Source organism: Chitinophaga filiformis (assembly GCF_021646545.1).
Lineage (GTDB): Bacteria > Bacteroidota > Bacteroidia > Chitinophagales > Chitinophagaceae > Chitinophaga > Chitinophaga filiformis_A.
On record NZ_JAKIRP010000009.1, the window covers coordinates 330,205 to 343,867 of the forward strand.

12 protein-coding genes and 1 pseudogene are annotated in these 13,663 nt (G+C 46.3%); 10 read left to right on the forward strand and 3 right to left on the reverse strand.

From position 1 onward, the window contains the following. The first annotated feature begins 12 nt into the window (after positions 1-12). From L3C95_RS21670 to L3C95_RS21685, 4 genes are all read left to right on the forward strand, one after another. Positions 13-237: a SymE family type I addiction module toxin gene (locus L3C95_RS21670; protein ID WP_106606301.1), complete on the forward strand. Its 225-nt coding sequence runs from the start codon at positions 13-15 to the stop codon at positions 235-237. Continuing rightward, on the forward strand, positions 215-2,914 hold the full coding sequence (locus L3C95_RS21675) for a CHC2 zinc finger domain-containing protein (protein WP_236390748.1): 2,700 nt from the start codon (positions 215-217) through the stop codon (positions 2,912-2,914). Before L3C95_RS21670 ends, L3C95_RS21675 begins: the two co-directional genes overlap by 23 nt. 297 nt (positions 2,915-3,211) lie before the next feature. Continuing rightward, positions 3,212-3,853, forward strand: coding sequence for a tyrosine-type recombinase/integrase (locus tag L3C95_RS21680; RefSeq protein ID WP_236390749.1), 642 nt, complete (start codon positions 3,212-3,214; stop codon positions 3,851-3,853). After that, positions 3,850-4,713: a tyrosine-type recombinase/integrase gene (locus L3C95_RS21685; protein WP_236390750.1), complete on the forward strand. Its 864-nt coding sequence runs from the start codon at positions 3,850-3,852 to the stop codon at positions 4,711-4,713. The genes L3C95_RS21680 and L3C95_RS21685 overlap by 4 nt, the downstream gene beginning before the upstream one ends. A 736-nt stretch (positions 4,714-5,449) precedes the next feature. Here L3C95_RS21685 and L3C95_RS21690 read toward each other — a convergent pair. Then, on the reverse strand, positions 5,450-5,614 hold the full coding sequence (locus L3C95_RS21690; protein WP_236390751.1) for a hypothetical protein: 165 nt from the start codon (positions 5,612-5,614) through the stop codon (positions 5,450-5,452). A gap of 191 nt (positions 5,615-5,805) precedes the next feature. Here L3C95_RS21690 and L3C95_RS21695 point away from each other — a divergent pair. Together L3C95_RS21695 and L3C95_RS21700 are read left to right on the forward strand one after the other, a co-directional pair. Further along, a pseudogene (locus L3C95_RS21695) lies at positions 5,806-6,789 on the forward strand (RHS repeat-associated core domain-containing protein); the annotation flags it as partial. 1 nt (position 6,790) lies between these two features. Next, entirely contained in the window at positions 6,791-7,201 is a 411-nt protein-coding gene (locus tag L3C95_RS21700) for a hypothetical protein (protein WP_236390745.1), read from the forward strand. 158 nt (positions 7,202-7,359) lie between these two features. Here L3C95_RS21700 and L3C95_RS21705 read toward each other — a convergent pair whose 3' ends face one another. Beyond that, entirely contained in the window at positions 7,360-7,701 is a 342-nt protein-coding gene (locus L3C95_RS21705) for a helix-turn-helix domain-containing protein (protein WP_236390747.1), read from the reverse strand. A gap of 152 nt (positions 7,702-7,853) precedes the next feature. Here L3C95_RS21705 and L3C95_RS21710 point away from each other — a divergent pair, with 152 nt between their 5' ends. The 4 genes from L3C95_RS21710 to L3C95_RS21725 all read left to right on the forward strand — a co-directional run bounded on the left by L3C95_RS21710 (position 7,854) and on the right by L3C95_RS21725 (position 12,554). Next, positions 7,854-8,078, forward strand: coding sequence for a SymE family type I addiction module toxin (locus tag L3C95_RS21710; protein WP_106606301.1), 225 nt, complete (start codon positions 7,854-7,856; stop codon positions 8,076-8,078). Continuing rightward, a complete protein-coding gene (locus L3C95_RS21715; RefSeq protein WP_236390748.1) occupies positions 8,056-10,755 on the forward strand; it encodes a CHC2 zinc finger domain-containing protein in 2,700 nt (899 codons plus the stop codon). Before L3C95_RS21710 ends, L3C95_RS21715 begins: the two co-directional genes overlap by 23 nt. 297 nt (positions 10,756-11,052) lie before the next feature. Continuing rightward, a complete protein-coding gene (locus L3C95_RS21720; RefSeq protein WP_236390749.1) occupies positions 11,053-11,694 on the forward strand; it encodes a tyrosine-type recombinase/integrase in 642 nt (213 codons plus the stop codon). Then, a complete protein-coding gene (locus L3C95_RS21725) occupies positions 11,691-12,554 on the forward strand; it encodes a tyrosine-type recombinase/integrase (RefSeq protein WP_236390750.1) in 864 nt (287 codons plus the stop codon). The genes L3C95_RS21720 and L3C95_RS21725 overlap by 4 nt, the downstream gene beginning before the upstream one ends. Positions 12,555-13,290: 736 nt before the next feature. On the opposite strand, the gene L3C95_RS21730 is transcribed toward L3C95_RS21725, so the two are convergent. Further along, the gene (locus tag L3C95_RS21730; protein ID WP_236390751.1) at positions 13,291-13,455 is read right to left on the reverse strand and encodes a hypothetical protein; all 165 of its coding nucleotides are present in this window, start codon (positions 13,453-13,455) and stop codon (positions 13,291-13,293) included. Positions 13,456-13,663 lie beyond the last annotated feature (208 nt).

The window sequence follows — 13,663 nt, forward strand, 5'->3', positions numbered from 1 at the left end:
AAAAAATATTTTATGTCATCAGGAACTAAAAGTAAAGCACTCCGTCGCGGTAAAATGCATGGGCAGTACCGGGCAGTCAGTAATCATTGGCATGGCGGTCGTAATGTACCCTGGTTAAATGTACGAGGTCTGTGGCTGGAAGAAGCAGGCTTTAATGTAGGTGATCCGATAGATATCATAGTCGGAAAAGGAAAGCTGATCGTTAAAAAGGCCTATGATGGAAATAGCAGCCATTAAGCAGCAGCTAACGTTATCGCAGGTGCTGTCTTATTACGGGTTAAAACCGGATAAGCACCTGCGATTACACTGCCCGTTCCACGATGACAAGACGCCGAGCCTGCAGGTGTATTACAAGACGCATAGCTGTTATTGTTTTAGCAGTAACTGTAAGACGCATGGCAAGCCATTGGATGTAATAGACTTTGTGATGTACAAGGAAGGCTGCAGTAAACATGAAGCTATCCTGAAGTGTAAGGCGTTAATAGGTGGTAATGTTCCTGCTACACCAGCAAGGAACTACAGCCGAGCGGAGACGCTTGGTCACATGTTCATTTATTTTAAGAATGCAGTGCATAACAGCAAGCCCGCGCAGGAGTATATACGAAGCAGAGGTTTAGATGCTACCCGTTTAGAGATTGGTTATAATACCGCACAGTTCCATCACGGCAACCGTAAGGATGATGAGCTGATAGCTGCGTGTGTATCTGTAGGGTTATTATCCCCATGGGGTACAAGTAGCAATGGTAGCCAGGCGTATAAACCTTTTGGGAAGTATTGTATTGTGTTTGCCTTACGTAACAGTGGCGGAGAGGTAAGCGGTATGTACTTCCGCAGTACAGTTAATGATGAAGACCAGCGACATTATTACTTAAAGGACAGGCGTGGTCTTTATCCCTGTTATCCGAAGCCAGATGTACAAAGACTGATACTGACCGAATCAGTAATAGATGCAGCCACATTGTTACAGTGTAGCGAAATATCCCAAACATACGGTATCCTGTCCTGTTATGGTACCAATGGTCTAACCGCAGAACATGAAGCAGCCATCAAAGGCTTAACCCACCTGCAGGAGATCATCTTTGCTTTTGATGGGGATGAAGCAGGACGTAAGGCAGTTGCGAAATACGCCACTACTTTTAAAGATAAGTTACCCCATGTGTTAATCAGCACCTTACAGCTACCGGAAGGCGAAGACATCAACAGTAGGGGTGTTAGTCATAGTGCTGAGATCTTCCCTCACTTACTAAATAGTCGGACTGATTTTTTTCTTTCAGTTGAATCAGTTGAAAAACAAAACGTTCCTGCCTCTGGGCCAGTTGCAGCGCCTTTATCAGCCACCTCTATACTGGACAGTAGTAATCCCTACAAACTGAGCTACAGCGGCGATCTGGCCATTTATTACGTGCAGGGAGGGGTGAGTAAACAGCTGGACAGCATGAAGGTAACACTGGTTGTAGAGCGTAAGGATAATGGCCAGAAGAGCCGCAATAAACTGGACCTGTATGAAGATAAGCAGGTAGAGAAGTTATGCAGAGAGGTAGGTGAGAAGCTGGGGCTTCGAAAAGACATACTGGAACAGGACCTATACCAGTTAACCGACTTGTTGGACCAGTACCGTGAAAGGGATGAGCCGCCAGCAGCAGGAGAAGAGGCAAAGGGTTATACTTTAAGTGTTGGGGAGCGGAGTGCTGCAGAGCGTTTTTTAAGGGAGCAGGGCTTATTAGAGAACCTGAACAAGCTATTAGGCGAAACGGGTATAGTAGGCGAGGAAAGGAACCGGTTATTTTTATTACTGGTAGCGCTGAGTTACAAGATGCCTGCACCCTTACATGCGCTGATACAGGGCAGTAGTGGCAGTGGAAAGACCAGGTTATTAAAGCAGGTATCAGACTGTATGCCCCCTGAGAAGGTCACACGGCTGACACGGGTAAGTGATAAAGTGTTATATAATTACCCTGAGCGTTACTTTATGAATCGGTTACTATGCTTAGAGGATATAGACGGGTTGAGTGAGGAAGCAGAGTTCGCGTTCCGTGAGTTGCAGAGTAATGGAGAGCTGAATAGTGCCACCAGTATTAAACTGGAAAATGGGCAGATCACCAGTGGACAAAAGACAGTGAGAGGTCCGATAGCCAGCCTAGCCTGTACAACCCATGGAGAGATTTATGAGGACAATATGAGCCGTGTGTTCCTGATAGCTGTAGACGAGAGCCCTGAGCAGACCAGACGTATTATAGGCTACCAGAACAGTAAGGCAGCGGGGGAGACAGATACGCGCAAGGAACAGGATAGTAAAGGTTTTATCCGTAACCTGGTGCGCTGTTTGGAAGCACTGGAGGTAGTTAATCCTTATGCGGGGCGTTTACAGTTGCCCGAGGATGCACATAAGATCCGCCGTTTACATGACCTGTTTTTAAACTTTGTGAAGATGGTAACGCTGGTACACCAATACCAGCGTACCAAAGACAGCAAGGGGCGTCTGATAGCAGAGATCAGTGATATAGAGCAGGCCATAAGTATTATGTTCGACAGTATAGTCCTGAAAGTAGATGAGCTGGATGGTAGTCTTCGTCAGTTCTATGAACAGTTAAAGGACTACCTGCGTAGTCAATATGGTCAGCATTACAGCCAGGCCGAGTTTAGCTTACGTGAAATCCGTCAGGGCTTAAAGATCAGTAAAACGCAGTTGTTCCGTTATGCGAATGACCTAACCCGGTTAGAATATATCCGTCCCTGTGGCGGCCACGCTAATAAAGGGTTTATCTACAAGATAGTATACTGGGACAACTATCAGGGGTTAAGAGACCGTATCAAATCCCACCTATCCACCCAAATCACTGCTATTAAAGCAGACAGTCCCTCCCCAGAGGTTGGAACGCTACGGAACGCTAGTGGAACGCTGGAACCTGCGTGAATACTGGAAAAAGTGCCTTGCGTTCCGTGTTCCAGAAAAATGCTCAAGGGGGTCAAAAAGTATATCTAAGATCATAGCGGTACCATGCATCATTATCCTACACTTTTTAAGCAATACTTACAACAGAGCGGTTATAGTACAACAACCCAGAACATGTTACCTGGTTGTGTACGTGATTTTTTGCAATACGGGCGTTTTAAGCGGCTAACAGAGGTTGCCCCGAGGTGTATCCTTGATTTTTACGAATGGCTGCATATACGGCCTTTAAAGCGCCGAGAGGGGGCATTGAGTGCGGGGATGATCAGCCATTATGTATATGCATTGAAAGTGTTCTTTAGCTGGCAGGAGGCCAGTGGAGGCATCAGCTATAACCCGATGAGTGGGTTAAAGTTCCGCAGAGGTGAGCGTAACAGCCGTGAGGCGCTGGGACAGGATGAAGTAGCGGCCTTGTTTACAGCCGCGTTGAGCATCCGGGAGAGGGTAATGTTACACCTGTTTTATAGCTGTGGTCTTCGTCGTAGTGAGGCAGTGAAGCTAAGCATCCGTGATGTACAGGCCAGGCACCGGTTATTGTATGTACGTTCAGGTAAAGGGGCCAGCCGTCGTGTGATCCCGTTGACGGGTAAGGTAGCAGGGGAGTTAACCACCTACCTTGAACAGTGGCGTAAAGGCAAAGAAAGTGATAAGAGTGCCTTTATGCTGAACCGTGTAGGTAAGGCGATGAGTGGAGTTAGTTATAATCATTTACTGAAAGGTGTGGTCAGACGTGCAGGACTATGGGAGGGGGTCACACCACATTACCTGCGTCACAGTATAGCTACGCATCTGCTACAGGGCGGTATGAGCCTTGAATATGTGCGGGACTTTTTAGGTCACAGACACCTGGAAGCGACGCAGATCTATGCCAAGGTAGGCGCCCATCAATTACAACAGTTATGACACTGGAACAGTATTTACAACAGCAATACACCCCATCTACAGCGGCGTCCTATGCCCGCGAAATCAGCATCTTTTTATCCGGTTACCCCGAGGCATCTACCGCCGTTTATAAGGACTTAATGGGTTATATAGGCGTCCTTCGTCATCACTATCGTAACAGCCATACTTTAAACCGGATCGTGAGCAGCATCAAAGTTTATTATGATTACCTGTGCTATACGGGGCAGCGGTCGGATCACCCTGCACGGGGGATCAAACTGCGTGACAGGCGAAGCCGAGACATCCAGCTGCAGGACCTGTTCAGCAGTACTGAGCTAGAACAGTTACTGGAGCGCAAAGAGCGTTTTAATGCGCTTGCTTTACGAAATAAGGTGTTAATGAGCTTATTGATCTACCAGGGCTTACAGGTGGGAGAGCTGGCCGCATTACGTGTCCAGGATGTGTTCTTGGAGAGTGGTTCTGTATATATCCAATGTACCGCCGTTACCAATAGCCGCACACTGGCCCTAAAGCCGTTACAGGTAGGTTGGTTCAGCAGTTACCTGCAGGAAGTACGCCCTGTATTATTAGCTGGCCAGGAAAGTGAGCTGCTAATAATCGGCCAGCGTGGTAATGGGATGGCACGAGAAGATATCAGTAAGCATGTAAAACGTAGCTATGCAGGTATGTTCCGGGGCAGGGAAGTTAGTGCCCAGCGCATCCGCCAGAGTGTAATCGCTAACCTGTTTAAACAGGGCCATGATATAGGTGTAGTACAGCAGTTCGCAGGTCATAAGTATCCATCCAGCACAGAAAGGTATCGTCAGGACGATGTAGGTCGTTTACAGGCTGCTATAGAGTTGTATCACCCGGTAAGATGAAAAAGTAAGTATCTGATTAGTGGATACAAAAGTGTATAATGTTATTGTGATTGGAAGTGTAATGTGTAGATAATGAATTAATTACAGTGGGTAGTTCGAATCATGTCAGGATCCTTAAAAAAAGGTTTTTTTTAAAAAGGAAATAGGTCACAGCAAAGCCGCCAAGTGCCCAAAGAGCATCGGAGAGAAGATTTATAAAGATATCTCTGACGGTATCCATTGTTTGCAAAGTTAGCAAAAATGAGTAGTTGCAGTGTATCTAATGTTTATTTTGATCGTGCAGGTATTGTTCCTGTTCTGGGAATCGAACCAGCCTCCCACCATCAAATCAGGTCCTTGCGTATTACTAGTGAACCAGGAAAAGCGGTCTCACTCCGTCCTCGGGTCGTACAAAAACCTGCGCCAGGTTGCGCGCAAGTGTTCCGTATGCAAGGGGCCTATGCGCAACCTGTCACAGTTTTTGCGCCCCTTCGTCCTACGTTCGGGCAGCTCCCGGTCTGGCGGCTGCCCGCATTGGCTCTGCTATAGCCATCCCTACGCTGCCTCTCGTTTGTCCGCCACCTGCCTAGCCGCCACGGCCTTATCTTTTTGTCTTTGCTGTCCGCTTCGCTCCCAGCTATTAACAAGGACTAGGCGCGGCTAGCTGCGGCTCCGTGCTACGCTGCGCTACGCACTCCCGCCCCAGCAGCCGTGGCGTCATGGCGGTGGTGGCGGAGGATCGCTATTAGGCGGCAGATTATAGCTGCCAGGCATTAGACCGCTGACCCACCAGCTGATGAAATGCCTGCGCGAACGTGAGCAGTAGTACCCTGATCAACGTTAGTACTATCTTGCTTCCGTCGGCAGGATAGTGGATGCGGTGAGCGTCAGTATAAGGGCTATACGGCAGGATAATGCCCATCCGCAGGATCTATCCCTCAGCATCAGTAACGCATCCACTATCCCACCGACGTAGTGTTATTTTTTTCTTTCAGCTGAAAGAACAGATGAAAGAAAAAACTATATCTTAGGGCCAGTTCTTTGAGTAAAAAAGCGTGCAGGGCGGGTTGGCTGTCGGAGTGAAAGTGCGCAGGGGACTATCGTTATGGGTTTAATGGGAAGGAGAATGATAATGAGGTGAAGGGAGAGGGAAATCAGCAGGATTATGGGATGAGGGTGTATGATCCGAGGTTAGGGAAGTTTTTGAGTGTGGATCCGTTGACGAAGGGCTATCCGTGGTATACTCCATACCAGTTCGCAGGAAATACACCAATACAGGCGATTGATTTAGATGGAGAAGAAGAATTACACTATACTCTGACGAAAAATGATGATGGATCTGCATCTCTTAAGTTAACCAATATAACCTTTGTACAAAAGAAGGATTGGTTCTATAAGGCTTTAGGAGTTTTTAATACTAGAGAAGAAGAACCTCGTATACCAGAAAGGGCTGTTATTAACTACGGAGATAAGAAATACTACATAGGTTTCTCTGGTTCTAAGGGTAGGGGCAATGAAGGTGAGATGGAATTTTTTAAGTCAATTAGGCGCAATGCAAATGAGGTTCTTTATGCAGTAGACAACATTTTTCTGGATGAGGACCAGTCGAAAAGCGTTGAAGCCTTTTCCATGGCTGTACATACTCAGAATAATACAGCGATGTACGGTCCGTTGACTGATAAGGCTTGGTATTCGAGGACAATGGAGGATGTAAGGGTTTTTAGAATCCAAGGGGGACAGGGTGATAAACAAAGTCAGGAAAGAGTCTTATTCAGTCGGGATGGTAAAATATCGATAAGAGGAAACGATATGTTATTTGTAACTTTAGATGATAAAGCCCACCAAATTTATTTTTATCAAAAAAGAGGTGGTGCAGAAGCTGGGGCGGAGATTGTCTCGTTTGAGATACCGCGTAGTTTAGCTAATGAAATAGTTAATAGTGCAGTTCCTCAAAGAAAGGGCAGTGCGTTTCCAAATTCACCTCAAATTTCAGATCCAAGTAAATCAAGAAGCGCTTATGGCTTGCCTAAAGCTTATATTGATAAAATAAGACAACAGGCGATACCGGGAACTGGTAGACGCGAACAACCACATTAAAATGACTATAGAAGAGAAATTAGAACAAGGGTATTTTGCTGGATGTATTAAATACAAAAATGAGTATGGGTTTTATCTAATGCCTATAGCTTATTGGATTCTTAATATGAATACGTACGATCCGGACTACGATCCAAGTGAAGATGAGTTTGTGTTTCGAAATAATGTGGAAGTAGTAAGTGATGACAAAATTCTTGATTTCTTTAGCGCAACAGAAGAGTATAGGATTAGTTATCAAATGCTTAGTGCGGCTAGTTTATTGCATGTTATATTTTTTATAGATTTCGATGCGAAGTTATTTGTTAGTTGGTTTAATGACATAGAGGTGGAAACGTACTTGCCAGATAATTCTTGGAAAGGGCTTTTTGATGATCCTAACAAATATATTCCGTTCAAGGATATAGAAGAGTGATAAACATCTCGGTTAAAAAGGCATCAGGCTGTTTAAAACTCGAAGTTTGGCCTGAGGCTGCTATTGAAGAGATACATCAGATGCATCGAGTATAAGAATAAATATAGTGAGTTTATATGTAAACTTAAATAAGGAAGCCCGGTAATCACCGGGCTTCCTTATTTAAGAATAGCTTGTAGTTTAGATTTAGCAAGGAAAGCGTCCAGCAGCGAATAGACACATTCTTTATCCTTCTCAGGAAGTTCATTAATCTCATTGAGCCGCTTCATCATCTTAGGGTCCTTCAAAATATTAGTATCATTAGCTTCCCCTAATAAGAATCCCACGGTAGTCTCCAGGGCTTCAGCCAGCTTCCTGACCACATCAATAGACGGTAGCATCTCATCACGTTCATAACGTCCTATGACAGTATGAGCAGACCCCAGTTTTTTAGCAAGTTCCTGTTGTGAGAACCCTTTAGCTTCCCTACACTCCCTGAGTTTTTTACCAAAAGAGACCATTGTATGATACGTTTACGGTTAATAAAACCCCTGTTATAGAGGGTTTAGTCAAAATTATGAAACGAATGCGGTAAAATAAAATCGTAAAATATTTGCTCAATTAAACTGATCCGGTATCTTTGCACCGTTTACGGTTAATTAAAAAATATTTTATGTCATCAGGAACTAAAAGTAAAGCACTCCGTCGCGGTAAAATGCATGGGCAGTACCGGGCAGTCAGTAATCATTGGCATGGCGGTCGTAATGTACCCTGGTTAAATGTACGAGGTCTGTGGCTGGAAGAAGCAGGCTTTAATGTAGGTGATCCGATAGATATCATAGTCGGAAAAGGAAAGCTGATCGTTAAAAAGGCCTATGATGGAAATAGCAGCCATTAAGCAGCAGCTAACGTTATCGCAGGTGCTGTCTTATTACGGGTTAAAACCGGATAAGCACCTGCGATTACACTGCCCGTTCCACGATGACAAGACGCCGAGCCTGCAGGTGTATTACAAGACGCATAGCTGTTATTGTTTTAGCAGTAACTGTAAGACGCATGGCAAGCCATTGGATGTAATAGACTTTGTGATGTACAAGGAAGGCTGCAGTAAACATGAAGCTATCCTGAAGTGTAAGGCGTTAATAGGTGGTAATGTTCCTGCTACACCAGCAAGGAACTACAGCCGAGCGGAGACGCTTGGTCACATGTTCATTTATTTTAAGAATGCAGTGCATAACAGCAAGCCCGCGCAGGAGTATATACGAAGCAGAGGTTTAGATGCTACCCGTTTAGAGATTGGTTATAATACCGCACAGTTCCATCACGGCAACCGTAAGGATGATGAGCTGATAGCTGCGTGTGTATCTGTAGGGTTATTATCCCCATGGGGTACAAGTAGCAATGGTAGCCAGGCGTATAAACCTTTTGGGAAGTATTGTATTGTGTTTGCCTTACGTAACAGTGGCGGAGAGGTAAGCGGTATGTACTTCCGCAGTACAGTTAATGATGAAGACCAGCGACATTATTACTTAAAGGACAGGCGTGGTCTTTATCCCTGTTATCCGAAGCCAGATGTACAAAGACTGATACTGACCGAATCAGTAATAGATGCAGCCACATTGTTACAGTGTAGCGAAATATCCCAAACATACGGTATCCTGTCCTGTTATGGTACCAATGGTCTAACCGCAGAACATGAAGCAGCCATCAAAGGCTTAACCCACCTGCAGGAGATCATCTTTGCTTTTGATGGGGATGAAGCAGGACGTAAGGCAGTTGCGAAATACGCCACTACTTTTAAAGATAAGTTACCCCATGTGTTAATCAGCACCTTACAGCTACCGGAAGGCGAAGACATCAACAGTAGGGGTGTTAGTCATAGTGCTGAGATCTTCCCTCACTTACTAAATAGTCGGACTGATTTTTTTCTTTCAGTTGAATCAGTTGAAAAACAAAACGTTCCTGCCTCTGGGCCAGTTGCAGCGCCTTTATCAGCCACCTCTATACTGGACAGTAGTAATCCCTACAAACTGAGCTACAGCGGCGATCTGGCCATTTATTACGTGCAGGGAGGGGTGAGTAAACAGCTGGACAGCATGAAGGTAACACTGGTTGTAGAGCGTAAGGATAATGGCCAGAAGAGCCGCAATAAACTGGACCTGTATGAAGATAAGCAGGTAGAGAAGTTATGCAGAGAGGTAGGTGAGAAGCTGGGGCTTCGAAAAGACATACTGGAACAGGACCTATACCAGTTAACCGACTTGTTGGACCAGTACCGTGAAAGGGATGAGCCGCCAGCAGCAGGAGAAGAGGCAAAGGGTTATACTTTAAGTGTTGGGGAGCGGAGTGCTGCAGAGCGTTTTTTAAGGGAGCAGGGCTTATTAGAGAACCTGAACAAGCTATTAGGCGAAACGGGTATAGTAGGCGAGGAAAGGAACCGGTTATTTTTATTACTGGTAGCGCTGAGTTACAAGATGCCTGCACCCTTACATGCGCTGATACAGGGCAGTAGTGGCAGTGGAAAGACCAGGTTATTAAAGCAGGTATCAGACTGTATGCCCCCTGAGAAGGTCACACGGCTGACACGGGTAAGTGATAAAGTGTTATATAATTACCCTGAGCGTTACTTTATGAATCGGTTACTATGCTTAGAGGATATAGACGGGTTGAGTGAGGAAGCAGAGTTCGCGTTCCGTGAGTTGCAGAGTAATGGAGAGCTGAATAGTGCCACCAGTATTAAACTGGAAAATGGGCAGATCACCAGTGGACAAAAGACAGTGAGAGGTCCGATAGCCAGCCTAGCCTGTACAACCCATGGAGAGATTTATGAGGACAATATGAGCCGTGTGTTCCTGATAGCTGTAGACGAGAGCCCTGAGCAGACCAGACGTATTATAGGCTACCAGAACAGTAAGGCAGCGGGGGAGACAGATACGCGCAAGGAACAGGATAGTAAAGGTTTTATCCGTAACCTGGTGCGCTGTTTGGAAGCACTGGAGGTAGTTAATCCTTATGCGGGGCGTTTACAGTTGCCCGAGGATGCACATAAGATCCGCCGTTTACATGACCTGTTTTTAAACTTTGTGAAGATGGTAACGCTGGTACACCAATACCAGCGTACCAAAGACAGCAAGGGGCGTCTGATAGCAGAGATCAGTGATATAGAGCAGGCCATAAGTATTATGTTCGACAGTATAGTCCTGAAAGTAGATGAGCTGGATGGTAGTCTTCGTCAGTTCTATGAACAGTTAAAGGACTACCTGCGTAGTCAATATGGTCAGCATTACAGCCAGGCCGAGTTTAGCTTACGTGAAATCCGTCAGGGCTTAAAGATCAGTAAAACGCAGTTGTTCCGTTATGCGAATGACCTAACCCGGTTAGAATATATCCGTCCCTGTGGCGGCCACGCTAATAAAGGGTTTATCTACAAGATAGTATACTGGGACAACTATCAGGGGTTAAGAGACCGTATCAAATCCCACCTATCCACCCAAATCACTGCTATTAAAGCAGACAGTCCCTCCCCAGAGGTTGGAACGCTACGGAACGCTAGTGGAACGCTGGAACCTGCGTGAATACTGGAAAAAGTGCCTTGCGTTCCGTGTTCCAGAAAAATGCTCAAGGGGGTCAAAAAGTATATCTAAGATCATAGCGGTACCATGCATCATTATCCTACACTTTTTAAGCAATACTTACAACAGAGCGGTTATAGTACAACAACCCAGAACATGTTACCTGGTTGTGTACGTGATTTTTTGCAATACGGGCGTTTTAAGCGGCTAACAGAGGTTGCCCCGAGGTGTATCCTTGATTTTTACGAATGGCTGCATATACGGCCTTTAAAGCGCCGAGAGGGGGCATTGAGTGCGGGGATGATCAGCCATTATGTATATGCATTGAAAGTGTTCTTTAGCTGGCAGGAGGCCAGTGGAGGCATCAGCTATAACCCGATGAGTGGGTTAAAGTTCCGCAGAGGTGAGCGTAACAGCCGTGAGGCGCTGGGACAGGATGAAGTAGCGGCCTTGTTTACAGCCGCGTTGAGCATCCGGGAGAGGGTAATGTTACACCTGTTTTATAGCTGTGGTCTTCGTCGTAGTGAGGCAGTGAAGCTAAGCATCCGTGATGTACAGGCCAGGCACCGGTTATTGTATGTACGTTCAGGTAAAGGGGCCAGCCGTCGTGTGATCCCGTTGACGGGTAAGGTAGCAGGGGAGTTAACCACCTACCTTGAACAGTGGCGTAAAGGCAAAGAAAGTGATAAGAGTGCCTTTATGCTGAACCGTGTAGGTAAGGCGATGAGTGGAGTTAGTTATAATCATTTACTGAAAGGTGTGGTCAGACGTGCAGGACTATGGGAGGGGGTCACACCACATTACCTGCGTCACAGTATAGCTACGCATCTGCTACAGGGCGGTATGAGCCTTGAATATGTGCGGGACTTTTTAGGTCACAGACACCTGGAAGCGACGCAGATCTATGCCAAGGTAGGCGCCCATCAATTACAACAGTTATGACACTGGAACAGTATTTACAACAGCAATACACCCCATCTACAGCGGCGTCCTATGCCCGCGAAATCAGCATCTTTTTATCCGGTTACCCCGAGGCATCTACCGCCGTTTATAAGGACTTAATGGGTTATATAGGCGTCCTTCGTCATCACTATCGTAACAGCCATACTTTAAACCGGATCGTGAGCAGCATCAAAGTTTATTATGATTACCTGTGCTATACGGGGCAGCGGTCGGATCACCCTGCACGGGGGATCAAACTGCGTGACAGGCGAAGCCGAGACATCCAGCTGCAGGACCTGTTCAGCAGTACTGAGCTAGAACAGTTACTGGAGCGCAAAGAGCGTTTTAATGCGCTTGCTTTACGAAATAAGGTGTTAATGAGCTTATTGATCTACCAGGGCTTACAGGTGGGAGAGCTGGCCGCATTACGTGTCCAGGATGTGTTCTTGGAGAGTGGTTCTGTATATATCCAATGTACCGCCGTTACCAATAGCCGCACACTGGCCCTAAAGCCGTTACAGGTAGGTTGGTTCAGCAGTTACCTGCAGGAAGTACGCCCTGTATTATTAGCTGGCCAGGAAAGTGAGCTGCTAATAATCGGCCAGCGTGGTAATGGGATGGCACGAGAAGATATCAGTAAGCATGTAAAACGTAGCTATGCAGGTATGTTCCGGGGCAGGGAAGTTAGTGCCCAGCGCATCCGCCAGAGTGTAATCGCTAACCTGTTTAAACAGGGCCATGATATAGGTGTAGTACAGCAGTTCGCAGGTCATAAGTATCCATCCAGCACAGAAAGGTATCGTCAGGACGATGTAGGTCGTTTACAGGCTGCTATAGAGTTGTATCACCCGGTAAGATGAAAAAGTAAGTATCTGATTAGTGGATACAAAAGTGTATAATGTTATTGTGATTGGAAGTGTAATGTGTAGATAATGAATTAATTACAGTGGGTAGTTCGAATCATGTCAGGATCCTTAAAAAAAGGTTTTTTTTAAAAAGGAAATAGGTCACAGCAAAGCCGCCAAGTGCCCAAAGAGCATCGGAGAGAAGATTTATAAAGATATCTCTGACGGTATCCATTGTTTGCAAAGTTAGCAAAAATGAGTAGTTGCAGTGTATCTAATGTTTATTTTGATCGTGCAGGTATTGTTCCTGTTCTGGGAATCGAACCAGCCTCCCACCATCAAATCAGGTCCTTGCGTATTACTAGTGAACCAGGAAAAGCGGTCTCACTCCGTCCTCGGGTCGTACAAAAACCTGCGCCAGGTTGCGCGCAAGTGTTCCGTATGCAAGGGGCCTATGCGCAACCTGTCACAGTTTTTGCGCCCCTTCGTCCTACGTTCGGGCAGCTCCCGGTCTGGCGGCTGCCCGCATTGGCTCTGCTATAGCCATCCCTACGCTGCCTCTCGTTTGTCCGCCACCTGCCTAGCCGCCACGGCCTTATCTTTTTGTCTTTGCTGTCCGCTTCGCTCCCAGCTATTAACAAGGACTAGGCGCGGCTAGCTGCGGCTCCGTGCTACGCTGCGCTACGCACTCCCGCCCCAGCAGCCGTGGCGTCATGGCGGTGGTGGCGGAGGATCGCTATTAGGCGGCAGATTATAGCTGCCAGGCATTAGACCGCTGACCCACCAGCTGATGAAATGCCTGCGCGAACGTGAGCAGTAGTACCCTGATCAACGTTAGTACTATCTTGCTTCCGTCGGCAGGATAGTGGATGCGGTGAGCGTCAGTATAAGGGCTATACGGCAGGATAATGCCCATCCGCAGGATCTATCCCTCAGCATCAGTAACGCATCCACTATCCCACCGACGTAGTGTTATTTTTTTCTTTCAGCTGAAAGAACAGATGAAAGAAAAAACTATATCTTAGGGCCAGTTCTTTGAGTAAAAAAGCGTGCAGGGCGGGTTGGCTGTCGGAGTGAAAGTGCGCAGGGGACTATCGTTATGGGTTTAATGGGAAGGAGAATGA

Coding starts and splice junctions, on each gene's coding strand:
- L3C95_RS21670 (WP_106606301.1), top strand. CDS start 13: ATGTCATCAGGAACTAAAAGTAAAGCACTCCGTCGCGGTAAAATGCAT.
- L3C95_RS21675 (WP_236390748.1), top strand. CDS start 215: ATGATGGAAATAGCAGCCATTAAGCAGCAGCTAACGTTATCGCAGGTG.
- L3C95_RS21680 (WP_236390749.1), top strand. CDS start 3,212: ATGATCAGCCATTATGTATATGCATTGAAAGTGTTCTTTAGCTGGCAG.
- L3C95_RS21685 (WP_236390750.1), top strand. CDS start 3,850: ATGACACTGGAACAGTATTTACAACAGCAATACACCCCATCTACAGCG.
- L3C95_RS21690 (WP_236390751.1), bottom strand. CDS start 5,614: ATGGGCATTATCCTGCCGTATAGCCCTTATACTGACGCTCACCGCATC.
- L3C95_RS21700 (WP_236390745.1), top strand. CDS start 6,791: ATGACTATAGAAGAGAAATTAGAACAAGGGTATTTTGCTGGATGTATT.
- L3C95_RS21705 (WP_236390747.1), bottom strand. CDS start 7,701: ATGGTCTCTTTTGGTAAAAAACTCAGGGAGTGTAGGGAAGCTAAAGGG.
- L3C95_RS21710 (WP_106606301.1), top strand. CDS start 7,854: ATGTCATCAGGAACTAAAAGTAAAGCACTCCGTCGCGGTAAAATGCAT.
- L3C95_RS21715 (WP_236390748.1), top strand. CDS start 8,056: ATGATGGAAATAGCAGCCATTAAGCAGCAGCTAACGTTATCGCAGGTG.
- L3C95_RS21720 (WP_236390749.1), top strand. CDS start 11,053: ATGATCAGCCATTATGTATATGCATTGAAAGTGTTCTTTAGCTGGCAG.
- L3C95_RS21725 (WP_236390750.1), top strand. CDS start 11,691: ATGACACTGGAACAGTATTTACAACAGCAATACACCCCATCTACAGCG.
- L3C95_RS21730 (WP_236390751.1), bottom strand. CDS start 13,455: ATGGGCATTATCCTGCCGTATAGCCCTTATACTGACGCTCACCGCATC.